The following is a 23,662-nucleotide window of genomic DNA, read 5'->3' on the forward strand; positions in this document are numbered from 1 at the left end:
TGCTGGAAACCTGTCGAGTGGTGCGCCCGGAGAGATTCGAACTCCCGACCGCCTGGTTCGTAGCCAGGTACTCTATCCAACTGAGCTACGGGCGCCCTGCGACAGGAGCGGAATTATGCGGATGTCGGCGCGCACCGTCAACAGTTTTGTGAAAATTTTCACCCAACTGAATGAAAAAGCAGTCAGCCACGGCGTCCGGGGCTTTCAGCCATGCGAAATGATCGGCATGCGTGCCCAGTTCCTGCGCGGACAGCACGCGCAGCTGCGCGTCCACATTCGGCAGCTTCGCCAGCAGCGTGCGCATCGAGCCGGCCGGCGCCAGCCAGTCGTGTTCCATCAGCACCGCCTGCGCACTGCCGTGCACGCGCGCCATCTGCGCATCGAGGTCTTCGCTCATGCCGACGGCGGCGTAGTGGTTGTTCAAGCCGACGCGCGCCCAGTCGGCGATCAGTCCCCGCGCCTCGGTACCACCGAAGCCGAGGCGCCGGCCATGCAGCACGCCCTGGCGCTGCGCGATCCACGGCAGGAAGCGGTAGACCAACGGCAGCAGCCAGCCACGCGGTGGCGGAAAGCCGCGCCAGAACGGCGAGCCACTGGCCGCCAGCCATAGACGGTTGAAGTGTTGCGGGGCGCGGCCGGCATGCACGCAGGCCAGCTGTCCGCCCAGGCTGTGGCCACCGATGATCCAGTGCAGGGCGCCAGCTTCATCATCCGCGGCGGCCAGCACGGCCTGGCTGGCCGGCAGATCCTGTTCGAGTACCTCGCGATAGCCCCAGTCCTGCGTGCGTGACGGGCGCAGCGAGCTGCTGCCGTTGCCGCGCCACTCATGCAGGTAGACCGCCACGCCCCTGGCCGCCAGCGCCTGCGCCAGCGGCAGGTAGTGGCGTGCCGCCACGCCCAGTGCCGGCAGCCACAGCAGGCGCGCGATGGGCTGTTCAGGCACGCAGGCAATCACCTCGTAACGATGGCCGTCGTCGCACTGGACAGCGAGCACGTCCGGAGTGAGGCTCATGCGTGCGGTGCCGCGCCGAAGTGATCGAGCACCAGCACTTCGCTGCGGCCGGGGGCGTAGCCCCTCTGCAGCCCGCGCGCGACATAGTCGATGCCGGCCTCGCAGGCATTGGCCAGGCTCAGGCCGTTGCACAGCTGCGCGGCGATGGCCGAGGCCAGCGTGCAGCCGGTGCCGTGCGCATCCAGCGGCAGCCGGGCGTGGATGAACTCTTCGCTGCTGACGCCATCGAAGTAGCGGTCGACCACCCGATTGCCCTCATGCAGATGGCCGCCCTTGAGTAGAACGGCACCCGCACCGAGGTCGAGCAGGGCGCTGGCGGCCTGCTCGGCATCATTGCCGTTGCTGATCTTCCGTCCGACCAGCAGCTCCGCTTCCGGTGTGTTCGGGGTGATCAGCGTGGCAAGGGGAATCAGGCGCTCACGCATGGCCTGCAATGCGCTGTCTTCCAGCAGGCGAGCGCCGCTGGTGGCGACCATCACCGGGTCCAGCACCACGTGCGGCGGGCGATGGCGCTGCAGTGCGTCGGCAACGACGTTGATCACCTCCGCGTTGGCCAGCATGCCGAGCTTCACCGCGTGGATATCGAAATCGTCGAAGCAGGCCTCCAGCTGCGCACGCAGGAAGTCGATCGGCGGCACGTGCACGGCGATCACGCCGCGGGTGTTCTGTGCGGTCAGCGCGGCGATCGCCGAGAGGCCATGCACGCGATGTGCAGCGAACGCCTTCAGGTCGGCCTGGATTCCAGCACCACCGCCGGAGTCGGAGCCGGCGATGGTGAGGGCGGATACGGGAGTGGTCGGGCTCATCCAGCGATTGTGCCGTGGTCCCGCTGGGGAAGGTAGATCCACGCCATGCGTGGATGCGCTTCAACTCAATGCCGCCAGCGCGCCCACTGCTGGTACACCACGTAGCCCAGCCCGGTCAGGCCGGTCAGCAGGGCAGGGGCGAGCAGGGCATCGTATTGCCAGCGCACGAACAACCAGGCGCCGAGGATGCCACCGGCAAGGAAGCCGCTGATGATCAGGCCACTGAGGGTCAGCCGGCGAACCTGCAGCGGCAGGCCGCGCAGCAGGTGGCCGAGGCCGATGCCGAGGTCGGTGAACATGCCGCTGAGGTGGGTAGTGCGCACCACTGCGCCGCTGAAGGTGGTGGCCAGCGCATTCTGCAGGCCGCAGGCCATGGCGGCGGCCAGCGCGCCCCAGATCTGGTGCTGTTCAAACAGCGGAATGGCCACCAGCAGCAGCGCCGATTCCAGCGCCAGCGCGACGCCGTAACGACGCCCCAGCTGCAGGGCGCTGTCCTGGATCAACAGGCCGTTGAGCATTGCGCCCAGCGAGAAGGCGATCAACAGCCCCCACAGGTGCCCGACCGCACGCCAGTCACCCTGGGCCAGCGCCATGCCCAGCTGGCTGGTGCTGCCGGTCATGTGGCTGACCGCCTGGTGCTCGAAACCCAGAAAACCGACCACGTTGACCATGCCGGCCACGCACGAGAGCGCGACCGCACCGATCCAGACCCAGGTGGGCAGGCGTATTCCCATCGGCAGGGCCGCTCAGGGTCCGCCGAAGCCGCCGTTGAACTGCAGCTCGCTGAAGGTATTGCTGGCCGGGTCGAACACGGCGCCCCAGAACTGTGTGCCGCCATCGCAGACGCGGATCGCTTCGCGGGCCGGATTGATGCCGCTGTCGTCAGGCAGGTGGAAGGCGTTGATGTAGATCAGCCGCTTGCCGGCACTTTCGATGCCGACGTACTGGCGATCAAAGTCCAGCACTTTCGGCACCTGCGCCTCCAGCGAGGACAGCTTCGCTTCCAGCTGATCGATCTGTTGCCGGCTGGGTGCCCAGTAGCCGCTGACCCGCCCGGCCTCGCGGCCGGGACTGGGGCGCGAGCAGGTGTCGAGCACCTGCGCGGCGATGATCGGGCGGGTGACCACCCAGGACTGTCCGGTACGCTCGGCGGTCGGCACGCTGGCCGGGCCGCGCATGGTGGTGCAGGCACCCAGCACGGCTGCGAGGGCGATCGCAGCCGTGGGCATCAGCAGGCGGGCGCAGCGGCTCACAACACCTCCGAAGCGTAATCGGCCAGGCGCGAACGCTCGCCACGGCGCAGGGTGATGTGCGCGCTGTGCGGCCAGTTCTTGAAGCGATCCACCGCATAGGTCAGGCCCGAGGTGGTCTCGGTCAGGTACGGGGTGTCGATCTGCTCGACGTTGCCCAGGCAGACGATCTTGGTGCCCGGGCCGGCACGGGTGATCAGTGTCTTCATCTGCTTCGGGGTGAGGTTCTGCGCCTCGTCCAGGATCAGGTAGCGCGACAGGAAGGTGCGGCCGCGCATGAAGTTCATCGAGCGGATCTTGATGCGGCTGGCGAGCAGGTCGTTGGTCGCCTGGCGGCCCCAGGTGCCGCCTTCCTGGTTGTGCGTCAGCACTTCCAGGTTGTCGGTCAGCGCGCCCATCCACGGTGTCATCTTCTCTTCCTCGGTGCCGGGCAGGAAGCCGATGTCCTCGCCGACGCTGACCGTGGCGCGGGTCATGATGATCTCGCGGTAGCGCTGCTGGTCCATCGTCTGCGCCAGGCCGGCAGCCAGTGCCAACAGGGTCTTGCCGGTGCCGGCGGTGCCGAGCAGGGTGACGAAGTCGATCTCCGGATCCATCAGCGCGTTGAGCGCGAAGTTCTGCTCGCGGTTGCGTGCACTGATGCCCCACACGGCATGGCTGCCATGGCGGAAATCGTCGACCAGCGACAGCACCACCTTGCCGTCGCCGACCACGCGGCTGACGCGCAGCTCGACTTCATCTTCGCCGGGCAGGTAGACGTACTGGTTCGGGTACCACTCCTCGCCGTCCTGGGCCTGGATTTCGTAATGGGTACGGCCCTTGTCGCTCCAGCTGCGCAGGTCTTCACCGTGGCGCTTCCAGAAGTCTTCCGGCAGCTCGGTGGCGCCGGTGTAGAGCAGGCTGAAATCGTCCAGCGCGCGATCGTTCTCGTAGTCCTCGGACACGATGCCGGCGATCGCCGCCTTGATCCGCAGGTTGATGTCCTTGGAAACGAACACCACCGGCAGGTCCGGGGTGTCTTCCTTCAGCGCCAGGATCGCGCCGAGAATGGCGTTGTCCGGGATCACCTTGCCGAAGCTCTTGCCGGCGTCGAAATGGCTGGTCTGGAAGCGCAGCTTGCCGGCGCTCTGCTTGCCCCGCAGCTGCAGCCCATTGGGGCGCTGCAGCGGAATGCCGTCGGCCAGGTTGTCCAGGCCGGACGCCTGCACCAGCTCGTTGAGGAAGCGGCTCACCTGGCGGGCATTGCGGCTCGCTTCGGACGTGCCCTTCTTGCCGTTGTCCAGCTCCTCGATCACCTGCATGGGCAGGTAAACGTCGTGCTCCTCGAATTTGAACAGCGCGGTGGGATCGTGCATCAGCACGTTGGTATCCAGCACGTAGATGCGCTTGCCTCGGGTCATCGTCGATTCCTGGTTACGGACAGGGAAAAACCATCACGGCCTGCCGCAGGGCAGGGTGATGGCAGACACAGTAGGCAGTGGGACTCACTTGGACTGGGAGGCCTTCAGTTCGGCGAGAACGGCATCGGCATGGCCGGCAACCTTGACCTTGCGCCAGGACTGCACGATGCGGCTGTCGGGGGAAATCAGGAAGGTGCTGCGCTCGATGCCACGTACCTGCTTGCCGTACATGTTCTTCATCTTGATCACGCCGAAGGCGCTGCACAGCGCTTCGTCGCCATCACTGACCAGCGGGAAGTTGAAGCCCTGCTTGGCGCAGAAGTTGTCGTGCGACTTCACCGAATCGCGCGAGACACCGAGCACGACCGCACCGGCCTTCTTGAACGCCGGCAGCAGCGCGTTGAAGTCGATGCCTTCGGTGGTGCAGCCGGGGGTGCTGTCCTTGGGATAGAAGTACAGCACCAGCCAGTGGCCGGCGTAATCGCCGAGAGTGGCCTGGTCGCCACCGGACAGGGCCAGCGGCAGGGAGAGGGTGGTGCTGTCCAGGGTGTCGCCGTTGTTCATGAGGTCCTTCTGTCGAGCCTGGGTTCTTTCTACGACAATTGCATGAAACGCCACGCGCCCGTGAGGGACGCGCGAAAAATCAGGAATTCATTCAGAACTTCATCGGGTCCATGATCGCGTCCAGGTTCAGGTGGTCGCAGAACTCAAGGAAATCGTCGCGCAGCGCGGCGATGTGCATGTTGGCCGGCACGCCGATGGTCACCTGCGCACTGAACATTTCCGCACCGGTCTGCATGGCGCGGTAGCGGGTGCTCTGCAGGTTCTCGATGGTGATGCCCTGGCGGTCGAAGAAATCGGCCAGCTGGAACAGGATGCCTGGCTTGTCGGCGGCGATCACTTCGACGATGTACGGCAGCAGGTTGGACTGCGCCTGCTTGGCAGCGGTGCGGTACCAGACCAGCTTCAGGCCTTCCTCGCGCTCCAGCCGGGTCAGCATCGCTTCCAGCTTGGCCACCGAGTCCCAGGAGCCGGTGGCCAGGGCGGTGACCGAGACATCGCGGCCGACCGTGGCCAGGCGCGCGTCCACCAGGTTGCAGCCGCTGTCGGCAATGCGGCGGGTGACGGACAGCAGGGGAGACTCCGGATGCGTCGTATAGGCGTTGATCAGGAGGTGGTTTTCGCTCGGCGCGGGGCGCGGGGTGGTGTCGGTCAAGGCGATTCCGGGTAATGCATGCGTTAGTCTGAATGCCCGCCAGAGGCGGGGATCCACCGGTGTCCAGCATACTTGCCCGTGCTTTCGCGCCGCAAGTAACATTCAGGTCGCCCCCGGCCTTTCGTGGCGGGCGTTTTCCCTTCCCAGCCAAGAGCAGCACGTCCTTGTCCCTTTCCGGCCTCATCACCGCGCTGGCGACCCCGTTCCGGGCCGACGGCGCCCTCGATCCCGACGGTTGGCAGCGCCTGCTGCACCTGCAACTGGAAGGTGGCGTCCATGGCGTTGTCGTAGCCGGCTCGACCGGTGAAGCGGCGACCCTCACCGATGCCGAGTACGACCAGCTGCTGGCCAGCGCGGTCGAGCGCATCGGTGGCCGCATCCCGGTCATGGCCGGTACCGGCCTGTCGGGTACGGCCAAAACCATCGAACAGACCCGCCGCGCTGCCGCACTGGGTGCCAGCCATGCGCTGGTGGTCACCCCGCCGTACGTGCGGCCGACCCAGGCCGGCCTGATCGCGCACTACCGCGCGGTTGCCGACCAGGGCGGGCTGCCGGTCGTGCTGTACAACGTGCCCGGCCGCACCGGTTGCGACATGCAGTCGGAGACCGTGGCCGAACTGGCCGGCCATCCCAACATTGTCGGCATCAAGGAAGCGGTGGGCGACACCGGCCGGGTGCAGGCGCTGCTGGCGCTGCGCAGCCCGCGGTTCGCGGTGCTCAGTGGCGATGACGGCACGGCCGCGCGCTCGATCCAGGCCGGTATCGACGGCCTGATATCGGTCGGCTCCAACGTGCTGCCCGGCGCCTATCGCCGCATGTGCGAACTGGCCGCCGCCCATGACCACGAAGCCACCGGGTCGTGGGATGCGCGCCTGCAGCCATTCCACGACTTCTGCGGTGTCGAGCCGAACCCGATTCCGGTCAAGGCGCTGCTGCGCCGCATCGGCATCGGCCACGACCTGCGCCTGCCGCTGCTGCCGCTGTCGGCGGCGCATCATCCGGCTGCCGACCATCTTGCCGGCGACATCGCCGCCCTCGAAGCCCTTTCCAGCCACTGACCTTCCGTCTTGGTCTGACCCAGGAGATTCACATGCGTCAATCCGTTTCCACCGTCCGCGTGCTGTCCTACGCCCTGCTTGCTGTAGCTGTCGCGGCCGGCACCACCGGTTGCTTCAAGCGTGGCGTCAAGGGCGACTACGCCCTGGCCCCGGAAATGCGTCCGCTGGAAGTGCCGCCGGACCTGAACCTGCCCAACGCCACCTCCGACAACAAGGTGCCGACGCTGGCTTCGGCGACCAAGCCGGCGGCGCCGGTGGCTGCGGCCCCGGCCGTGGGCAATACCGGTTTCACCATCGCCGGCGGCAAGGACGAGGCTTTCGCCAAGGTCGGCACCGCGCTGGAAGGCGTGGAAGGCGTGACCATCGCCAGCCGCGCGCAGCTGCTGGGCTCGTACGACGTGGCCTACGAAGGCAGCAACTTCCTGGTCCGCGTGGTTGCGGTCGATGCCGGCGCCTACATCTCCGCGGTCGATCCGCGTGGCCTGCCGGCCACGGCCGAAGCGCCGGTCAAGCTGATTGCCGCACTGAAGGCGAAGCTGGCCCAGTAAGAGCCGCCCTGGTAGAGGCCGACCTTGGTCGGCGCTTCTGTGCCAAACAAGGTTGGCACCTACCGGATGACGTGCCCTGGTAGAGGTCGACCTTGGTCGACGCTTCTGTGCCAACCAAGGTTGGCACCTACCGGATCGCGCGGTTGGCATCTGCCGAAGAACAGAAAAGGGCGCCCTCGGCGCCCTTTTTCGTTGCCGCAGTGAGCGCTTCTCAGCGCTCCAGCAGCTTCAGCTTGTCCGGCTTGCCGTCCCATTCGCCGGCGTCGGCGGGCGGGTCCTTGCGCACGGTCAGCACCGGCCATTCCTTTGCCAGTTCGGCATTGAGGGCGACGAAGCCTTCCTGCCCGGCGGGGACATCGTCCTCCGGGAAGATCGCGTTGACCGGGCACTCCGGCTCGCAGAGAGTGCAGTCGATGCACTCATCCGGGTCGATCACCAGGAAGTTCGGGCCTTCGTGGAAGCAATCCACGGGGCACACTTCCACGCAATCGGTGTGTTTGCACTTGATGCAGTTTTCGGTGACGACAAAGGGCATGGGCTGGGGGTGGATCGATTCCTGAACCTGACAATTCTAGAACAGGTTGGCCCCCGGTGTCGGCGCGGGACGGAAAACGGGCGCCTGGCAGGCGCGACCGCTGCGGCCATTGGCGGCACGGCCGAGCCTGTGCGACGCTGCGGGCCATCGGCCGCAGGGGTGGCCGAATTCCCTTTCCAGCAGGATCGTCCATGTCCCAAGTCCAGACCGGCACCGCCCCGCACGGCGGTGAGAACACCGCGTTCATCGTCCTGATCAGTTGCGTGGCCACCCTCGGTGGATTCCTGTTCGGTTTCGACAGTGGTGTCATCAATGGCACGGTCGATGGCCTGCGCCAGGCCTTCAACTCCAGCGAAGTGGCACTGGGTTTCGAAGTTGCTTCGATGCTGCTGGGCTGCGCGATCGGCGCCTTCCTGGCCGGCTGGCTGGGGGATCGCCTGGGGCGCCGCGGCGTACTGATCGTCTCGGCATTGATGTTCCTGGTCTCGGCGCTGGGCGCCGGCGCCGCCCATGCCTCCTGGCTGTTCATCGCCGCGCGCGTGCTCGGCGGCTTTGCCGTGGGTGCAGCCAGCGTGATGTCGCCGGCCTACATTGCCGAAGTGGCCTCGGCACGCTATCGCGGCCGCCTGGCCACGGTGCAGCAGATGGCCATCATCTGCGGGCTGTTCGCCGCCTTCCTCAGCAACTACCTGCTGGCCCGCGCAGCCGGGGCGTCAACCGAGCCCCTGTGGCTGGGCCACGAGGCCTGGCGCTGGATGTTCTGGATGCAGGCGCTGCCGTCCGGGCTGTTCCTGCTGCTGTTGCTGGTGATTCCCGAAAGCCCGCGCTTCCTGGTGCTGAAGGGGCGGCAGGCGCAGGCGAGGGCGGTGCTGTCGCGGCTGTACGGCGACGGCGCGGCGGCAGCCAAGCAGGCCGAGATCGAAGCCAGCCTGGCGCAGGATCAGCACAAGCCGCGTTTCAGTGATCTGCTCGACAAGGCCACCGGCCGGCTGCGTCCGATCCTCTGGGTCGGCATCGGTTTGGCCATGTTCCAGCAGCTGGTCGGCATCAACGTGGTGTTCTACTACGGGGCAGTGCTGTGGCAGGCGGTCGGTTTCTCGGAAAGCGATGCACTGCTGATCAACGTGCTGTCGGGTGCACTGAGCATCGGGGCCTGCCTGCTGACCGTGCTGCTGATCGACCGCATCGGCCGCAAGCCGCTGCTGTGGGTCGGTTCAGTCGGTATGTCGGTGGCGCTGGTGCTGATGGTGGTGGCCTTTGCCAGTGGCAGCCTGGCCGATGGCCGCCTGCAGCTGTCCGACGGCATGGGCCGGTTGGCGCTGGTCGCGGCCAACGTCTACGTGGTGTTCTTCAACATGTCGTGGGGCCCGGTGATGTGGGTGATGCTGGGCGAGATGTTCCCGAACCAGATCCGCGGCCCGGCACTGGCAGTGGCCGGCGCGGCACAGTGGACCTCGAACTTCGCGATCACCGTGACCTTCCCGATGCTGCTGGCCGGCATCGGCCTGGCCGGGGCCTACGGCATCTATACGGTCGCAGCGATCCTCTCGATCTTCTTCGTCGTCCGCCATGTGCGCGAGACCAAGGGCAAGGAACTGGAGCAGATGGAAGGCTGACGTCCCAGCCTGGGTTTCAGCGCCTCCTTTCTCCGTGGGGAGGCTGCAGGCCAGCCGATCCAGGACACGCCGTAAACCCATCCATGGGGGCTCGATGGCGCCTTGCTCGAGTGCGCCATCCTGCGCACTCGGCAAGACCGGGGCTGGGCGTCCTGCCCAGCCCGTCCGGCGCATGCGCCGAACCCATGGCGCCAACGGTCCTGGATCGGCTGGCCTGCAGCCTCTCGACACATTGCGGGTGGCGGACGCAGGTCTGCGCGTCGGGATTGAATTGGCTGCGGAGGAGCGAGGCTGTTCGTGCCGCCGTCGAGGGAAACTGTCAGGAGGGGGCGGGCCACCCTGGCCTGGACCGTTGGCGCCATGGATGGCGCCATCGAGCACCATGGATGGGCTTTTGCGTGTCCAGGTCAGGGTGGCCCGCCCCCTCAAACGCAGGAACAGGCAGGCGCCACAGCGACCAAGCACCCCGAAGCCACAAACTCTGGAAAACAGAAAAGCCCGCACAAGGCGGGCTTTTTCGGTTCCTGCTGCGGCGACTGGCGCTCCCTAGGGGACTCGAACCCCTGTTTTAGCCTTGAGAGGGCCACGTCCTAACCACTAGACGAAGGGAGCGTAACTGTGTCGCTGCCGAGGCAGGAGCGCTAGTATATGCACCTCGATGCCATTGGGCAATCCCGAAACTTCAACCGGAAGCGCCAACATCATTTCCTCTGCTACATCACCGTTCAGCCTGCGCGTCATCCCGCGCGACCAGCACACGATCTCCCGCAAGGACATCAGCCCGAACGCCCTGCGCGTGCTTTATCGCCTGCGCGATGCCGGCTTCGGCGCCTACCTTGTCGGCGGCGCGGTGCGCGACCTGCTGGTCAATGGCCAACCCAAGGATTTCGACGTGGCCACCGACGCCACGCCCGAACAGGTCAAACAGCTGTTCCGCAACTGCCGCCTGATCGGTCGCCGCTTCCGCCTGGCCCACGTGGTGTTCGGCCGCGAGATCATCGAAGTCGCCACCTTCCGTGCCAACAGCGATGACGGCAGTGGCGACCGCGAGATGGAAAACGGCATGCTCGTGCGCGACAACGTGTACGGCTCCATCGAAGACGATGCCGTCCGCCGCGACTTCACCTGCAACGCCCTGTATTACGCCATCGAGGACTTCTCGGTGCGTGACTACACCGGCGGCTTCGAAGACGTGCAGGCGCGGCTGATGAAACTGATCGGCGACCCGGTGCAGCGTTACCAGGAGGACCCGGTGCGCATGCTGCGCGCCGTGCGCCTGGCCGCCAAGCTCGGCTTCCAGATCGAAGAGGGCACCGCCGCTCCGATCCCGCAGCTGGCCGGCCTGCTCAACGAAGCGGCTCCGGCGCGCCTGTTCGAGGAAGTGCTCAAGCTGTTCCTGTCCGGGCATGGCGTGGCCAGCTTCGAAGGCCTGGAGCGCTACGGCCTGCTGGATGTGTTGTTCCCGGAAAGCGCCAAGGCGCTCAAGTCCAACCGCACCGGCGCGCTGCGCCGCATGCTGGTCGAGGGCCTGGCCAACACCGATGCGCGCGTGGCCAACGACGAGCCGGTCTCGCCTGCATTCCTGTTCGCGCTGCTGCTGTGGCCCGCCTACTGCCGCGCGCAGGCGACCCTGCTCAAGCAGGGCGTGGCACCGGAAGAAGCGCAGCGCCGGGCTGCGGACCGCGTTACCGTGCAGCAGCTGAGCACGATCGCACTGCCGCGCCGCTTCTCGCTGCCGATGCAGGAGATCTGGCTGCTGCAGTCGCGTTTCGGCTCGCGCCAGCGCAAGCGCGTGTTCCGCACCCTGACCCATCCGCGTTTCCGTGCTGCGTTCGACTTCCTCAGCCTGCGCCAAGTGGCTTCGGCCGAGCACGCCGCCGATGTCGAGTTCTGGCGCGAGGCACAGGCGCAGTCCGGCCGCGAACTGGAATCGTCGCTGGATGCGATGCACAGCGACGAGGGGGATGACGAAAGCGGGGCGCCGCGCAAGCGCCGCCGTCGCCGCCGTCGCCCGGGTGCCCCGGCCGGTGCGGCGGGCGAGTAAGCGATGACCCTTGCCTGGATCGGCCTCGGCGCCAACCTCGGCGACGCGGCTGGGACCGTCGGCGCGGCGATTGCCGCGCTGGACGGGCTGCCCGGGACCCGCCTGCGGCAGGCCTCGCGCCTGTATGCCACGCCGGCCTGGGGCAACCAGGACCAGCCGCCGTTCGTCAATGCGGTGGCGGCGGTCGATACCGAGCTGCCGGCTGGCGAACTGTTGCAGGCGATGCTGGCGCTGGAGCAGCGCTTCGGTCGCGTGCGCGACCCTGCGGTGCACTGGGGCCCGCGCGCGCTGGACCTGGACCTGCTGCTGTACGGCGTGCAGGAACTCGACCAGCCCGGGCTGCAGGTGCCACACCCGTACCTGCACGAGCGTGCGTTCGTGTTGGTGCCACTGGCCGAAATCGCACCGGATCTGGCCATTCCCGGCCATGGGCGCGTGCGGGATGCAGTGATGCGGGTGGATGCCTGCGGGATCGCGCCGATAGAGTGATAATGCCCGGGTTATCTCCCCCGGTTATCAGCACATGAGCACCCACGCAGACAGCAAGCCCTGGACCGTTCCCGCCCTGGCCGAGGCCAAGCGCAATGGCCAGAAGCTGGTCATGTTGACCGCCTACGACGCCGGCTTTGCCCGCACTTTCGACGCAAACGGCGTTGACCTGATCCTGATCGGCGACTCGCTGGGCATGGTCGTGCAGGGCCATGATTCGACCCTGCCGGTGACCGTGGCCGACATGGTCTACCACACTCGCGCCGTGGCCCGCGTGCTGCAGCGTGCGCTGCTGGTGGCCGATCTGCCGTTTGGCGCCGACGCCACCCCCGAACGCGCGCTGGATGCCTCGCTGCAGCTGCTGCAGGCTGGCGCCGAGATGGTCAAGATCGAAGGTGCCGGCTTCAAGGTCGACATCATCCGTTACCTGGTCGAGCGCGAGATCCCGGTCTGCGCGCATCTGGGCCTGACCCCGCAGTCGGTGCTGCGCCTGGGTGGCTTCAAGATCCAGGGCCGAGGCGATGCCGCGCGCCAGCTGGTGGAAGATGCCAGGGCCGTGGCCGCCGCAGGTGCCAGCATCATGGTGCTCGAATGCGTGCCGACCCCGGTCGCTGCCGAGGTCACGGCGGCGGTGGACGTGCCGACCATCGGCATCGGTGCCGGCCCGCAGTGCGATGGCCAGGTGCTGGTACTGCATGATTTCCTCGGCCTGGACAGCGGTCATCGCCGCCCGAAGTTCGTCAAGGATTTCCTTGCCGAAGGCGGTTCGGTGGCCGGTGCCACCCGCGCCTATGCCGACGCCGTGCGCGGCGGCAGCTTCCCTGACGAACAGCACGCCTACGCCCAATGATCCAGACCTTCAACGAGCTTGGCGCACTGCGCGAGCAGATCGGCCAGTGGAAGCGCGAAGGCCTGCGCGTGGCATTGGTGCCGACCATGGGCAACCTGCATGGCGGCCATCATTCGCTGGTGACCCTGGCGCGCCAGTACGCCGACAGGGTGGTGGCGAGCATCTTCGTCAATCCGACCCAGTTCGGCCCCAATGAAGACTTCAGTCGCTACCCGCGCACGCCCGAGGCCGATGTGGCCGGGCTGGAGCAGGTCGGCTGCGATGCCGTGTGGCTGCCCAGCGTGGAGGCGATGTACCCGCTGGGCGTGGACAAGACCACGCAGATGCACGCCCCGGGCGTGAGCGAAGTGCTGGAGGGTGCCAGCCGCCCGGGCCACTTCGACGGCGTGTGCACGGTGGTGGCACGCCTGTTCCTGCAGGTGCAGCCGGATGTGGCGGTGTTCGGCCGCAAGGACTACCAGCAGCTGGCCGTGATCAGGCAGATGGTGGCGGAGTTGTCGTTCCCGATCCAGATCGTCGGCGCGGAGATCGTGCGCGACGAGGATGGCCTGGCCAAGAGTTCGCGCAACCAGTACCTGAGCGCCGAACAGCGCCCGGTCGCGACGACCCTTCACCGCACCCTGCTGGGCATGCGCGAAGGCTATGTGGCTGGCCAGTCGCGTGCGCAGATCGAGGCCGATGCGACGGCCGCGCTGCAGACGGCTGGTTTCCAGGTCGACTACGCGGTGCTGCGCACCCCGGAGCTGGCCGAGCCGACCTTCGACGGCGGTGGCCGCGTGGCGCTTATTGCCGCGCGCCTGGGCAGCACCCGGCTGATCGACAACCTGGAGTTCTGAGCCGCATGTGGCTCCGGGGCGCCCGCAACGGGCGCCTCCCGCCTTCCCACGGACGGGAGACAGCACATGAAGATTCCTGCCACTGATGCCGGCCGCCTTGCCCAGGCCTCGATCCTGGCGGTGCTGGCTGCCGGCATGCTGCCGGCCCAGCTGGTGGGCGGCCTGTTGTTCGCACTCGAATTCAGGCGCACACCGCTACCGGCGCTCAACGGCGCCGGACTGATGTTCGTGCTGGCCGCCTGCGGTGCCATTGCCGTGCTGCTGCCGATGGCGCTGTTCCAGCAGTCTCAGTATCGCCTGCGCCGGGGCCGCTTCGTGTGGGTCGGCTTCGGGCTGGCGGCGCTGGTCATGGCCATCTGTACCTGGCCGGGTGAGGACAGCGGTCCGCTGCTGCAGCGCCTGCGTTACGTCGACACCTTCGATGTGGTCGGCTATGGCCTGCTGGTGCTGGCTGCAGGGGGCCTCGGCGGGGTCGCCGGGCTGGCCTTCCACACCGTGTTCCGCCTGTCCATGGTCGGCACCGCCAGTGCGATCCCGGCAACCCCGCCGCGGGAGGACGCCTGAACGGCCTTCAGCGTCCTGCCACGGGCCCCTGACGATGGCCAAGCGGGTGCTAGAATCCGCTCTTTCCTTTGCCGTTGCAGCGCCCCCATGCACCTGTCCCTGCTCAAGACCAAGATCCACCGCGCCACCGTCACCCATTCCGAGCTGAACTACGAAGGCTCGATCGCCATCGACGACAACCTGCTGGCTGCCACCGGCATCCGCGAGTTCGAGCAGGTGCACATCTGGGACGTGACCAACGGTGCGCGCTTCTCGACCTATGCCATCCGCGCCGAAGCCGGCAGCGGCGTTGTCTCGCTCAACGGTGGCGCCGCGCGCCACGTGCAGGTCGGTGACATCATCATCATCGCCGCGTTCGCCAGCATGACCGAGCAGGAAGCCGACAGCTTCAAGCCGAAGCTGGTGTACGTTGATGGCAACAACCAGATTACCCACACCAACGACACGATCCCGACCCAGGCCGCATGACAACGAACAACGGATTCGACTCGCTGCATTCCCACGCCCAGCGCCTGAAGGGCGCAAGCATTCCCAGCCTGCTCGTCGCCGAACCCGGCCGCGTCCAGGACCTGGCGCTGCGGGTCGGTCCGTTGTACGTCAACTTCGCCCGGCAGAAATACGATGCCGCGGCGCTGCAGGCGTTGCTGGCACTGGCCGCCGAGCGTGATGTCGGCGGTGCCATCAACCGCTTGTTCCGTGGCGAGCAGGTCAACCTGACCGAAGGCCGCGCTGCCCTGCATACCGCACTGCGTGGTGACGTGGTCGATGCGCCGGTGGCGGCCGAGGCCTATGCCACTGCGCGCGGAATCCGCCAGCGCATGGGCGTGCTGGTGCGTGCGCTGGAAGACAGCGGCGTGACCGACGTGGTCAGCGTCGGCATCGGCGGTTCCGATCTCGGCCCGCGCCTGGTGGCCGATGCGCTGCGCCCGGTCAGCGGCGCGCGCCTGCGCGTGCATTTCGCGTCGAACGTGGATGGCGCCGCCATGCAGCGCACGCTGGCCACGCTGGATCCAGCCAAGACCGCCGGCATCCTGATCTCCAAGACCTTCGGTACCCAGGAAACCCTGCTCAACGGCCAGATCCTGCACGACTGGCTCGGCGGCAGTGAACGCCTGTATGCAGTCAGCGCCAATCCGGAACGTGCCGCCAAGGCATTCGCGATCGCTGCCGATCGCGTGCTGCCGATGTGGGACTGGGTGGGGGGCCGTTATTCGCTGTGGTCGGCGGTCGGTTTCCCGATCGCGCTGGCGATCGGCTTCGAGCGTTTCGAGCAGCTGTTGGAAGGCGCGGCGCAGATGGATGCGCATGCGCTGGACGCGCCGCTGGAGCGCAACCTGCCGGTGCTGCACGGCCTGACCGACATCTGGAACCGCAACCTGCTGGGCTGTGCCACGCATGCGGTGATGACCTACGACCAGCGCCTGGCGCTGCTGCCGGCCTACCTGCAGCAGCTGGTGATGGAGAGCCTGGGCAAGCGCGTGCAGCGCGATGGCCAGCCGGTCACCACCGACACCGTGCCGGTGTGGTGGGGCGGGGCGGGCACCGATGTGCAGCACAGCTTCTTCCAGGCGCTGCACCAGGGCACCAGCATCGTGCCGGCCGATTTCATCGGCTGCGTGCACAGCGATGATCCCTACACGGTCAATCATCAGGCCCTGCTGGCCAACCTGCTGGCGCAGACCGAGGCGCTGGCCAATGGCCAGGGCAGCGACGACCCGCACCGCGATTACCCGGGCGGTCGTCCGAGCACGCTGATCCTGCTTGATGCACTCACCCCGCAGGCATTGGGTGCGCTGATCTCGATGTATGAGCACGCCGTGTACGTGCAATCGGTGATCTGGAACATCAACGCCTTCGACCAGTTCGGTGTCGAGCTGGGCAAGCAGCTGGCCAGTGGCCTGCTGCCGGCGTTGCAGGGTGAGGACGTGGCGATCGCCGATCCGATGACCCGCGAGATTCTTGCGCAGCTGAAGCGCTGAGCCTGCCCTGGAGATGCCGGCCACCGGCCGGCCATCCCTGCATCCCACATCCTGGCCATGCACGCGTCCTTCCGTGTTGCGCGTGCCGTGCATCCGCGTGCCTGCCGCAGCGCAGCTTGACGCCGCATCGAATGCCGATGCAGTGTGCACGGGCGGCAGTACCTGTCATCCAGTATCGCTCGCAGCATGAAGTTGATGCCAGGGACTGGCCGTATCCGAAGGAACGTGGAATCGATCCACGTTCTCAACGCCTCATGTTGTGAATGACAGGAGATTGCGAATGGATCTGAATGACGATGTTGTGTCCGGCTGGCTCAACGGCTCGGACGATGTGGATGGGTGCGCCAACCCCGCCGGTTCGCTGTTCATCTATGGCGCTGCGGCCACCGAGTCCGCGCTCACGTCGGCCTCCGACACCCTGATCACCGGTGGTGGTACCGAGTGCACCACCACGATGTCGGTGGTCAATCACTGCCTGTGCTGTTGATGTAGCCCGAGCCGGCACGTAGCGGCTTGCGCTGCGTGCCGGCCACTGGAACAGACTCTGGACACTTTGCAGGGGGCGTAATGACCGCTTCTCCGGCTGCGGCCGTGTTTGCGCGCATCACCGAACATTTCCTTGCCGATGCGCGCGCCGCGTTGGCCGCTGGCCTGCATGACCCCGCTATCGACCTGCGGCCGGACGAACGCAAGCTGCTGCACGGGCAGGGCGATGCGGCGCTTCGTGAGCATGCCCAGCTCAAGCTCAATCGCGTGCTGCTGCTGGAGCTGCATGCCGCCGCACGTGGCGGTGACATCGGCCCGCTTGACAGCGCCGGGGCGCTGGATGAATTCATGGCGCTCGCCACCAGCGAGGGCTTCCAGCAGCATCTGCAGCGACGCTACCCGGTGCTGTTGCCGCGGCTGTCGCGCATGCTCGAAGGGCAATGTGCGGCCGTGGTGGAGCTGGCCGCGCGCATTGGTAGCGATCGCGCGCTGCTGACGGAGCTGCTCGGCAGGCCGGCAGGCGTGTTGCGTGCCGTCTCGCTGGGGCGGGGGGACCTGCATGGCGGCGGCCGCACCGTGGCGCGGCTGCAGTTCGACGGCGGCACCCTGATGTACAAGCCGCGCTCGCTGCGCATCGATGCCACGCTCGATGGCCTGCTTGCCGCAGTCTTCGGCGAAGGCGCTGGCCGGGTACGCGTGCCCCGCGTGGTTGATCGTGGCAGCCACGGCTGGGCCGCATTCGCCGCGCACCGCTATTGTTCCGGTGATGAAGAGCTGCGTGCCTATTACCGCGGCCTCGGTCACTGGCTGGCCATCCTGCGCCTGGTCGGGGGTACCGATATCCATCTTGAGAACCTGATTGCAGTCGGGCCGGTGCCGGTGGTGGTCGACGCCGAAAGTGTGTTTTCGCGCGTCATCGACGTCGAACCCTCAGGCTTGGGCGATGCCTACGACACGGCCGTCAAACTGATGCGCAATTCCGTGCTGCGCACCGGTATCGTGCCGTTCCGCACCACCGGCCTCGGCATGGAAGGCGTGGACCTGTCCGCGGCCGGCGCGCTGCCGGGCGAGCAGCCACGGGTGCAGGTGCCGGTGATCATCGAAGACGGGACCGCGCCGGCGCGGCTGGGCCTGGTCGAGGCGGAGGTCGCCATCGCACAGAACCATCCGAGCCCGCAGCCGGATGTCTCGCTGTACTGGGACCACATCAGCGAAGGCTTCGTCGACGCCAGTGGGCGCCTGCGCGCGCTGGATGCGAAGGGCGAGCTGATGCCGTTGCTGGCAGGGTTCGAAGGGTGCCAGGTGCGGGATGTGCGGCGGCCGACCATGGCCTATGCCGAGCTCGGGCGGATGCTCTGGCATCCGGCGTCGCTGCACAACGAATCCCAGGCAGTCGAACGTGCCGTCGACCTGCTGGTAAGGAACGCGGCGGTATCACCGGCTGCACCTTCGGACCTGGACACCGTGCGCGGCGAGGTGGATGACCTGCGCTACGGAGACATTCCGATCTTCGCATCGCTGCTGGATGCGCCACGCATCCACTCGATCGTCGCCAGCTGGCGCGCGATGCGCATCGATCTGGAAGACGTGACCATCCGCAGCACGCTGGTGGCCACCGACCTGAACCAGCATGCGCTGGCGCGTGCAGAGGCCCGCTCCGGCTACAGCTATGCGGCACGGCAGCCGCGCGCCGACGCGCTGGATGCGCGTCGGCGCGCACTCGCGGCGCGCGCGGTGGAGAACCTGCTGCGGCTGGCCGTGCACGGTGAAGACGGCTCGATGACCTGGATCACGCCCGAGGTGACCCGCAGCGGCTGGACGGTCCAACCGGTGCAGCCCGACCTGTACTTCGGCCTGGGGGGCATTGCCTTCGCGCTGGCGGCTTACCGCCGTGAAGTAGCGCAGGGGCGTGCTGATCCGGTGGCTGGCCTGGAACCGGCCATCGACGGCGCCATCGCAGTGTTCCAGACCATGTGCGAGCGCCATCCTGCCGAGATCGATGGTGGATTCGTCGGCACCGGCTCGCAGATCTGGACACTGCTGGCGTTGCACGATCTGTTGCAGCGGCCGGCACTGCTGGCGCTGGCAGAGCACTGCGCGGAAGCCGCGGAACGCCGTGGTTTCCAGGGGCCGGTGAAGTTCGAACTGATTGATGGCGTGTCCGGCATGATCCTGCCGCTGCTGGCACTGGCCGAGGCCACCGGCAGCCCGCGCTGGCTGGATCTGGCGGCCGCAGCAGGACGCCGGATGCAGGACGCGGCGATCGTCGATGCCGATGGCGCGCGCTGGCCGACGCCACAGTTCCGGGAGCCGATCGGTGGCTTTGGCCATGGTGCGATGGGCATGGGGTGGGCACTGGCACGGCTGGCACGTTCGCAGGCGGGCAGTGCGGCGGAGCGCGCTGCCTGGCGGCAACTGGCAGAAGAGGCCTTCGCGTTCCAGGCGGCATTGTTCGAGCCGCACACCGGGCACTGGCGTGACATCCATCTGCAGGACGGGCAGAAGAATTTCCCGACCTGGTGCCATGGCAGCGTCGGCATCGGACTGGCGGCCGCCGACCTGTATGCGCGTACCGGCGATCCGGCACAGCTGCGCGACATGCGCCGGGCGGTGGCCGATGCACGCGGCAAATGGGGTTTCAGCCATACCCTGTGCCACGGCGACGTGTCGACCCGGGAGCTGCTGGTGCTGGCCGCCGCGCTGGACCCGGAAGGCTGCCCCTATGCGCGGGATGATGCAGCCATCGAGATCGTGTCTTCGATCGAGGAGCACCAGGGCATGGTCGGCGGGCTGACCCGTGCCGCCTTCACCCCGGGCCTGATGATCGGGCTGGCCGGCGCGATCTATGGATTCCTGCGCATGCATCCGGCCTGCGTGCTGCCGTCGCCGCTGCTGCAGGAGACGGCGGCCGCGAGGGCGGGCGCAATGGAACCACGTTTCAGCAGCGGGCAGGCCGCGCCGGCAGCGCTGGCGGAGGCCTGAGCCGGGAACGTCCCGCAGCGGTCAGCGGGTCGGGTCGCGTTCCGGGCTCGGCCGCTTGGCCAGCTTGCGCTGCAGCGAGCGCCGGTGCATGCCGAGCAGGCGTGCGGCTGCCGAGACATTGCCGCCGGTCTCGTGCATCGCCTGCTGGATGTGTTCCCACTGCAGGCGGCTGATCGGCGTCATCGCGTCGGGCACTTCCATTTCGCCATCGTCAGCCGGGCCGTCGTCTTCCTCGCCCAATGCGCGCAGGATCATCGGTACGGTCGCCGGCTTGGGCAGGTAGTCGTCGGCACCCAGCTTGATGGCTTCCACCGCGGTGGCGATGCTGGCGTAGCCGGTCACCAGCAGGATCCGCATGTCGGCACGCAGGGCGCGCAGCGGCTGGATCAGGGCCAGGCCCGAATCGCTGCCCAGCTTCAGGTCGATCAGCGCGAACGCTGGCGGATGCTGGCGGGCCAGTGCCAGCGCGCTGGCGGCATCCTGTGCGGTCTGCGTTTCAAGCCCCTTGCGGGCCAGGCTGCGCTGCAGGGTGCGCAGGTACAGCTCGTCGTCGTCGACCAGCAGGCCCAGGGTGGAGTGGTGAAGGCTCATGGGGTGTCCTCGCGTGGGGCCAGCGGCAGGCGGAAGCCGACGCGGCTGCCGGCCCCCTGGGCCGGGCGCATCCACATCTCGCCGTCGAGGCGTTCGATGGTGGCATGGGACAGGGCCAGGCCGACGCCCATGCCCTCGCTCTTGCTGCTGCCGAACAGCTTGCCCGGCAGCACGGCGGCGCGGGCATCGAAGCCGTGGCCGTAGTCGCGGACTTCGCCGATCAGGTCGTCGCCTTCGATACGCAGGTCCAGGTCCACGCGCGGCCGGCCGGCCTTCTCGCCGGCATCGGCGGCGTTGTTGAGCAGGACCATCAGCAGGTGGCCCACGCCCGGGTCCAGCGGCAGCCGCAGCGGCGCATCGTCGTTGCGGTGCAGGTTGATGGTCGGCCGCACCAGGCGCCATTGCTCCAGTACCTGCTGGGCGCTGGAGTGACTGCGGCCCGGCGCATCGGCCGACGCCGGTGCGGCCAGTGCCAGTACCCGTTCGCGGCACTGCACCAGCAGTTCGCGCAGGGTTTCCATATCCTCGCGCACTTCCGGCTCTTCGCTGCGCTCGGCGACGTCGTCGGCGAGCAGGGTCATCGTCGCCAATGGGGTATTCAGTTCATGCGCCACCGAGGCGGCATGGGTGGCCAGAGCGACGATGCCTTCGTTGCGTGCGAAGCGCTCGCGCAGCGCCGACAGCTCCAGCTCGCGCTGGCGCAGTGCCAATGCCAGCCGGGTCGAGAAGGCCAGCACCACCGCGGCGGAGATCAGGAAGTTGGCCACCACGCCCCAGCGGTTGAGGTCCTGTGCGCGGAAATAGCCGTCCGGCAGGGGCTGCCCGAAGATGCCGCTGCTGGCGTAGCCGAGCAGGCAGGCCAGCGCGACCGCCAGCGCCCAGCGCAGGGGCAGGGCGAATGCGGCCAGTGCGATCAGGATCAGGAACAGCGAGCTGAACGGATTGGCCATGCCGCCGCTCCAGCCCACCATCCAGGTCAGGATGATCACATCCACCAGAATGTGGCCGAAAGCGGTGAGGGGCGCGGTATCAGCCGCTTCCGGGCGCAGCTGGGTGTAGACGTTGAACAGGGCCAGCACCGCCACGCCGGCCCACAACGGCAGCTGCGGCAACGGCAGGCCCAGCACCCAGGTGGCCACCAGGATGGTTGCGGCCTGGCCGCCCACGGCAAGCCAGCGCAGGCTGCACAGGGTACGGAGAAACGGAGCGTCGGGACCGGTCATTCATGCCCATCGTATGCGTTCGCGGGCGCCGGTGCCTGCGACAATAGGCCGCAGCCGTGCCGCCGGCTGAATGCGAGTCACCCGGAATGCGGAGGCGGGCGGTAGAATGCGCCCATGCACGACGCCGTCACCCGCCCGACTCCTCCCTCCGATGCCACCTCCTGGCCGCGCCGCCAGACCCATGCCGTGCAGATCGGCGGGGTCACCGTAGGCGGAGGCAAGCCGGTGGTGGTGCAGTCGATGACCAACACCGACACCTCCGACGTGGCCTCCAGCGTGAAGCAGGTGGCCGAGTTGTGGCGTGCCGGTTCGGAAATGGTGCGGTTGACCGTCAATACCGTTGAAGCCGCTGCGGCGATTCCACGCATCGTCGACAAGCTGGCGATGATGGGCATCGATGTGCCGCTGATCGGTGACTTCCATTACAACGGCCACCAGCTGCTGACCGCCGAGCCCGCCTGTGCCGAAGCACTGGCCAAGTACCGTATCAACCCGGGCAACGTCGGCTTCGGCAAGAAGAAGGACCTGCAGTTCGCCCAGCTGATCGAGTTTGCGATCCGTTACAACAAGCCGGTGCGCATCGGCGCCAACTGGGGCTCGCTGGACCAGGCCCTGGCGGCGAAGCTGATGGACGAAAACAACCTGCGCGAACAGCCCTGGGACGCCGGCCGCGTGCTGCGCGAGGCGCTGATCCGTTCGGCGCTGGATTCGGCCGAGCAGGCGGTGGAGCTCGGCCTGCCGCGCGATCGCATCGTATTGTCGGCCAAGGTCAGCGGCGTGCAGGAGCTGATCGCGGTGTACCGCGACCTGGCCCAGCGGTCCGACTTCGCCCTGCACCTGGGCCTGACCGAGGCCGGCATCGGCAGCAAGGGCATCGTCGCGTCGTCGGCGGCGCTGAGCGTGCTGCTGCAGGAAGGTATCGGCGACACCATCCGCATTTCGCTGACCCCGGAACCGGGCCAGTCGCGTACGCAGGAAGTGATCGTCGCCCAGGAACTGCTGCAGACCACCGGCCAGCGCGCCTTCACGCCGCTGGTCACGGCCTGCCCGGGCTGCGGCCGCACCACGTCCGAATTCTTCCAGGAACTGGCCAAGGTGGTGCAGAACCACGTGCGGGAGAAGATGCCGCTGTGGAAGATCCACCACCCGGGGGCGGAAAACATGACCCTGGCGGTGATGGGCTGCATCGTCAACGGGCCCGGTGAGTCGCGCCACGCCAACATCGGCATCTCCCTGCCGGGTACCGGTGAGACGCCGGCGGCACCGGTCTTCGTCGATGGCGAGAAGAAGGTGACCCTGCGTGGCGACAACATCGCCCAGGAGTTCGTCGCCCTGATCGACGATTACGTCGAACACAACTATGTCCGAAGCGCCGGATAAGCCTGCGATCCTCGCTGCGCCGGAGTCGGCCTCCGGTTTCCGCCACTGGATGGCGCGCAACGCCTGGCGACTGGTACTGCTGTTCGGTGGCGTGCTGCTGCCGTTGGCCGGCTTCGTCGCGCTGGCCGATGAAGTGCACGAGTTTGAATCGTTCCATTTCGATGCACCGCTGCTGTGGCAGATGCATGGCCTGCATTCGCCGCTGCTGGACCGCTTCTTCGTGCTCATTTCCAGGCTGGGCTACGAATGGTTCCTGATTCCGGCCGATGTGCTGATCATCGGCGTGCTGCTGGGCTACCGGCGCTGGCGCGAGGCCACCTTCGTCGCCGTCAGCTTCGTCGGCTCGGCGCTGCTGAACATGGGCAGCAAGCATTTCTTCCAGCGCCAGCGCCCCAGCCTGTGGGAATCGATCGCGCCGGAATCGACGTTCAGTTTCCCCAGTGGTCACGCGATGGGGTCGATGACCCTGGCGGCGACCCTGGTACTGCTGGCCTGGAACACCCGCTGGCGCTGGCCGGTGCTGCTGCTGGCCCCGGCGTTCAGCCTGCTGGTCAGCGTGTCCCGGGTCTATCTGGGGGTGCATTACCCCTCCGATATCCTGGCCGGATGGTGTGCCGCGCTGGTTTGGGTGGTAGGGTGCTATCTGGTCATGTTCAGTCGCCGGCACCCATGGCGACGTCACGGCTCGCCGCCAGCGAAGGCCAGCGAAGCATCATCACAGGGGGTTTGACGTGGATGACCCTTCGGGGACGTCTACGTGATAGATCAGTTGTTTCGTTGCAGCAGGTTCTGCAAGA

24 protein-coding genes and 2 tRNA genes are annotated in these 23,662 nt (G+C 67.3%); 14 read left to right on the forward strand and 12 right to left on the reverse strand.

Features of this window, described 5'->3' with window-relative positions:
• Positions 1-18: 18 nt before the first annotated feature.
• The 8 genes from AC5P7U_RS15300 to AC5P7U_RS15335 all read right to left on the reverse strand — a co-directional run bounded on the left by AC5P7U_RS15300 (position 19) and on the right by AC5P7U_RS15335 (position 5,684).
• Positions 19-95 (reverse strand) — tRNA-Arg (locus AC5P7U_RS15300).
• On the reverse strand, positions 86-1,012 hold the full coding sequence (locus AC5P7U_RS15305; RefSeq protein ID WP_197564616.1) for an alpha/beta fold hydrolase: 927 nt from the start codon (positions 1,010-1,012) through the stop codon (positions 86-88). The genes AC5P7U_RS15300 and AC5P7U_RS15305 overlap by 10 nt, the downstream gene beginning before the upstream one ends.
• The gene (thiD, locus tag AC5P7U_RS15310; protein ID WP_197564615.1) at positions 1,009-1,818 is read right to left on the reverse strand and encodes a bifunctional hydroxymethylpyrimidine kinase/phosphomethylpyrimidine kinase; all 810 of its coding nucleotides are present in this window, start codon (positions 1,816-1,818) and stop codon (positions 1,009-1,011) included. Before thiD ends, AC5P7U_RS15305 begins: the two co-directional genes overlap by 4 nt.
• Before the next feature lie 65 nt (positions 1,819-1,883).
• Positions 1,884-2,552 carry a DUF1275 family protein gene (locus AC5P7U_RS15315; RefSeq protein WP_197564614.1) on the reverse strand — a complete coding sequence of 223 codons (669 nt, stop codon included), beginning with the start codon at positions 2,550-2,552 and terminating at the stop codon, positions 1,884-1,886.
• Between the two features lie 12 nt (positions 2,553-2,564).
• The gene (locus tag AC5P7U_RS15320) at positions 2,565-3,071 is read right to left on the reverse strand and encodes a hypothetical protein (RefSeq protein ID WP_197564613.1); all 507 of its coding nucleotides are present in this window, start codon (positions 3,069-3,071) and stop codon (positions 2,565-2,567) included.
• Entirely contained in the window at positions 3,068-4,468 is a 1,401-nt protein-coding gene (locus AC5P7U_RS15325) for a PhoH family protein (RefSeq protein ID WP_197564612.1), read from the reverse strand. The genes AC5P7U_RS15320 and AC5P7U_RS15325 overlap by 4 nt, the downstream gene beginning before the upstream one ends.
• Positions 4,469-4,552: 84 nt before the next feature.
• Positions 4,553-5,032: a peroxiredoxin gene (locus AC5P7U_RS15330; RefSeq protein ID WP_197564611.1), complete on the reverse strand. Its 480-nt coding sequence runs from the start codon at positions 5,030-5,032 to the stop codon at positions 4,553-4,555.
• Positions 5,033-5,123: 91 nt separating this feature from the next.
• On the reverse strand, positions 5,124-5,684 hold the full coding sequence (locus AC5P7U_RS15335; RefSeq protein WP_005409051.1) for a glycine cleavage system transcriptional repressor: 561 nt from the start codon (positions 5,682-5,684) through the stop codon (positions 5,124-5,126).
• Positions 5,685-5,848: 164 nt separating this feature from the next.
• On the opposite strand from AC5P7U_RS15335, the gene dapA reads away from it, so the two are divergent.
• Positions 5,849-6,742: a 4-hydroxy-tetrahydrodipicolinate synthase gene (gene dapA, locus AC5P7U_RS15340; RefSeq protein ID WP_197564610.1), complete on the forward strand. Its 894-nt coding sequence runs from the start codon at positions 5,849-5,851 to the stop codon at positions 6,740-6,742.
• Positions 6,743-6,774: 32 nt separating this feature from the next.
• Positions 6,775-7,290, forward strand: coding sequence for a hypothetical protein (locus tag AC5P7U_RS15345; protein WP_006432432.1), 516 nt, complete (start codon positions 6,775-6,777; stop codon positions 7,288-7,290).
• Positions 7,291-7,501: 211 nt separating this feature from the next.
• Here the strand turns inward: AC5P7U_RS15345 and fdxA are convergent, their stop codons facing one another.
• Positions 7,502-7,825, reverse strand: a complete 324-nt coding sequence (gene fdxA / locus AC5P7U_RS15350) for a ferredoxin FdxA (protein ID WP_005409054.1) — start codon at positions 7,823-7,825, stop codon at positions 7,502-7,504.
• A gap of 191 nt (positions 7,826-8,016) precedes the next feature.
• Between fdxA and AC5P7U_RS15355 the strand changes: the two genes are divergently transcribed.
• Positions 8,017-9,441, forward strand: coding sequence for a sugar porter family MFS transporter (locus AC5P7U_RS15355; RefSeq protein WP_197564609.1), 1,425 nt, complete (start codon positions 8,017-8,019; stop codon positions 9,439-9,441).
• 537 nt (positions 9,442-9,978) lie between these two features.
• On the opposite strand, the gene AC5P7U_RS15360 is transcribed toward AC5P7U_RS15355, so the two are convergent.
• A tRNA-Glu gene (locus AC5P7U_RS15360) sits at positions 9,979-10,053 on the reverse strand.
• Between the two features lie 52 nt (positions 10,054-10,105).
• On the opposite strand from AC5P7U_RS15360, the gene pcnB reads away from it, so the two are divergent.
• The 9 genes from pcnB to AC5P7U_RS15405 all read left to right on the forward strand — a co-directional run bounded on the left by pcnB (position 10,106) and on the right by AC5P7U_RS15405 (position 19,671).
• Positions 10,106-11,485, forward strand: coding sequence for a polynucleotide adenylyltransferase PcnB (gene pcnB, locus AC5P7U_RS15365; protein ID WP_197564608.1), 1,380 nt, complete (start codon positions 10,106-10,108; stop codon positions 11,483-11,485).
• Positions 11,486-11,488: 3 nt separating this feature from the next.
• Positions 11,489-11,974 carry a 2-amino-4-hydroxy-6-hydroxymethyldihydropteridine diphosphokinase gene (gene folK, locus AC5P7U_RS15370; RefSeq protein ID WP_197564607.1) on the forward strand — a complete coding sequence of 162 codons (486 nt, stop codon included), beginning with the start codon at positions 11,489-11,491 and terminating at the stop codon, positions 11,972-11,974.
• 34 nt (positions 11,975-12,008) lie between these two features.
• Positions 12,009-12,824, forward strand: coding sequence for a 3-methyl-2-oxobutanoate hydroxymethyltransferase (gene panB / locus AC5P7U_RS15375; protein WP_006432439.1), 816 nt, complete (start codon positions 12,009-12,011; stop codon positions 12,822-12,824).
• On the forward strand, positions 12,821-13,660 hold the full coding sequence (panC, locus tag AC5P7U_RS15380) for a pantoate--beta-alanine ligase (protein WP_006432440.1): 840 nt from the start codon (positions 12,821-12,823) through the stop codon (positions 13,658-13,660). Before panB ends, panC begins: the two co-directional genes overlap by 4 nt.
• Positions 13,661-13,726: 66 nt before the next feature.
• On the forward strand, positions 13,727-14,224 hold the full coding sequence (locus tag AC5P7U_RS15385) for a hypothetical protein (RefSeq protein ID WP_197564606.1): 498 nt from the start codon (positions 13,727-13,729) through the stop codon (positions 14,222-14,224).
• Between the two features lie 87 nt (positions 14,225-14,311).
• Complete coding sequence (panD, locus tag AC5P7U_RS15390; RefSeq protein ID WP_006432456.1) at positions 14,312-14,692, forward strand: aspartate 1-decarboxylase; 381 nt, start codon at positions 14,312-14,314, stop codon at positions 14,690-14,692.
• Positions 14,689-16,203: a glucose-6-phosphate isomerase gene (gene pgi / locus AC5P7U_RS15395; protein ID WP_197564605.1), complete on the forward strand. Its 1,515-nt coding sequence runs from the start codon at positions 14,689-14,691 to the stop codon at positions 16,201-16,203. The genes panD and pgi overlap by 4 nt, the downstream gene beginning before the upstream one ends.
• Positions 16,204-16,483: 280 nt before the next feature.
• Entirely contained in the window at positions 16,484-16,690 is a 207-nt protein-coding gene (locus AC5P7U_RS15400) for a DUF6229 family protein (protein ID WP_049423517.1), read from the forward strand.
• 80 nt (positions 16,691-16,770) lie between these two features.
• Positions 16,771-19,671 carry a type 2 lanthipeptide synthetase LanM family protein gene (locus AC5P7U_RS15405; RefSeq protein WP_006432617.1) on the forward strand — a complete coding sequence of 967 codons (2,901 nt, stop codon included), beginning with the start codon at positions 16,771-16,773 and terminating at the stop codon, positions 19,669-19,671.
• 21 nt (positions 19,672-19,692) lie between these two features.
• Here the strand turns inward: AC5P7U_RS15405 and AC5P7U_RS15410 are convergent, their stop codons facing one another.
• Positions 19,693-20,262, reverse strand: a complete 570-nt coding sequence (locus AC5P7U_RS15410) for a response regulator transcription factor (RefSeq protein ID WP_008265983.1) — start codon at positions 20,260-20,262, stop codon at positions 19,693-19,695.
• Entirely contained in the window at positions 20,259-21,485 is a 1,227-nt protein-coding gene (locus tag AC5P7U_RS15415; RefSeq protein ID WP_197565038.1) for an ATP-binding protein, read from the reverse strand. Before AC5P7U_RS15415 ends, AC5P7U_RS15410 begins: the two co-directional genes overlap by 4 nt.
• 114 nt (positions 21,486-21,599) lie before the next feature.
• Here AC5P7U_RS15415 and ispG point away from each other — a divergent pair, with 114 nt between their 5' ends.
• Together ispG and AC5P7U_RS15425 are read left to right on the forward strand one after the other, a co-directional pair.
• Positions 21,600-22,865: a flavodoxin-dependent (E)-4-hydroxy-3-methylbut-2-enyl-diphosphate synthase gene (gene ispG / locus AC5P7U_RS15420; RefSeq protein ID WP_180879752.1), complete on the forward strand. Its 1,266-nt coding sequence runs from the start codon at positions 21,600-21,602 to the stop codon at positions 22,863-22,865.
• Positions 22,846-23,595 carry a phosphatase PAP2 family protein gene (locus AC5P7U_RS15425; RefSeq protein WP_006432783.1) on the forward strand — a complete coding sequence of 250 codons (750 nt, stop codon included), beginning with the start codon at positions 22,846-22,848 and terminating at the stop codon, positions 23,593-23,595. The genes ispG and AC5P7U_RS15425 overlap by 20 nt, the downstream gene beginning before the upstream one ends.
• The last annotated feature ends 67 nt before the right edge of the window (positions 23,596-23,662 follow it).

This window comes from Stenotrophomonas sp. YJH_SMC_57, assembly GCF_059369755.1.

What these genes read in the sequence shown, in the direction of transcription:
- AC5P7U_RS15305 (WP_197564616.1), bottom strand. Translation starts at nt 1,012, where the DNA reads ATGAGCCTCACTCCGGACGTGCTCGCTGTCCAGTGCGACGACGGCCAT.
- thiD (WP_197564615.1), bottom strand. Translation starts at nt 1,818, where the DNA reads ATGAGCCCGACCACTCCCGTATCCGCCCTCACCATCGCCGGCTCCGAC.
- AC5P7U_RS15315 (WP_197564614.1), bottom strand. Translation starts at nt 2,552, where the DNA reads ATGGGAATACGCCTGCCCACCTGGGTCTGGATCGGTGCGGTCGCGCTC.
- AC5P7U_RS15325 (WP_197564612.1), bottom strand. Translation starts at nt 4,468, where the DNA reads ATGACCCGAGGCAAGCGCATCTACGTGCTGGATACCAACGTGCTGATG.
- AC5P7U_RS15330 (WP_197564611.1), bottom strand. Translation starts at nt 5,032, where the DNA reads ATGAACAACGGCGACACCCTGGACAGCACCACCCTCTCCCTGCCGCTG.
- AC5P7U_RS15345 (WP_006432432.1), top strand. Translation starts at nt 6,775, where the DNA reads ATGCGTCAATCCGTTTCCACCGTCCGCGTGCTGTCCTACGCCCTGCTT.
- fdxA (WP_005409054.1), bottom strand. Translation starts at nt 7,825, where the DNA reads ATGCCCTTTGTCGTCACCGAAAACTGCATCAAGTGCAAACACACCGAT.
- AC5P7U_RS15355 (WP_197564609.1), top strand. Translation starts at nt 8,017, where the DNA reads ATGTCCCAAGTCCAGACCGGCACCGCCCCGCACGGCGGTGAGAACACC.
- folK (WP_197564607.1), top strand. Translation starts at nt 11,489, where the DNA reads ATGACCCTTGCCTGGATCGGCCTCGGCGCCAACCTCGGCGACGCGGCT.
- panB (WP_006432439.1), top strand. Translation starts at nt 12,009, where the DNA reads ATGAGCACCCACGCAGACAGCAAGCCCTGGACCGTTCCCGCCCTGGCC.
- panC (WP_006432440.1), top strand. Translation starts at nt 12,821, where the DNA reads ATGATCCAGACCTTCAACGAGCTTGGCGCACTGCGCGAGCAGATCGGC.
- AC5P7U_RS15385 (WP_197564606.1), top strand. Translation starts at nt 13,727, where the DNA reads ATGAAGATTCCTGCCACTGATGCCGGCCGCCTTGCCCAGGCCTCGATC.
- panD (WP_006432456.1), top strand. Translation starts at nt 14,312, where the DNA reads ATGCACCTGTCCCTGCTCAAGACCAAGATCCACCGCGCCACCGTCACC.
- pgi (WP_197564605.1), top strand. Translation starts at nt 14,689, where the DNA reads ATGACAACGAACAACGGATTCGACTCGCTGCATTCCCACGCCCAGCGC.
- AC5P7U_RS15400 (WP_049423517.1), top strand. Translation starts at nt 16,484, where the DNA reads ATGGATCTGAATGACGATGTTGTGTCCGGCTGGCTCAACGGCTCGGAC.
- AC5P7U_RS15405 (WP_006432617.1), top strand. Translation starts at nt 16,771, where the DNA reads ATGACCGCTTCTCCGGCTGCGGCCGTGTTTGCGCGCATCACCGAACAT.
- AC5P7U_RS15410 (WP_008265983.1), bottom strand. Translation starts at nt 20,262, where the DNA reads ATGAGCCTTCACCACTCCACCCTGGGCCTGCTGGTCGACGACGACGAG.
- AC5P7U_RS15415 (WP_197565038.1), bottom strand. Translation starts at nt 21,485, where the DNA reads ATGACCGGTCCCGACGCTCCGTTTCTCCGTACCCTGTGCAGCCTGCGC.
- ispG (WP_180879752.1), top strand. Translation starts at nt 21,600, where the DNA reads ATGCACGACGCCGTCACCCGCCCGACTCCTCCCTCCGATGCCACCTCC.
- AC5P7U_RS15425 (WP_006432783.1), top strand. Translation starts at nt 22,846, where the DNA reads ATGTCCGAAGCGCCGGATAAGCCTGCGATCCTCGCTGCGCCGGAGTCG.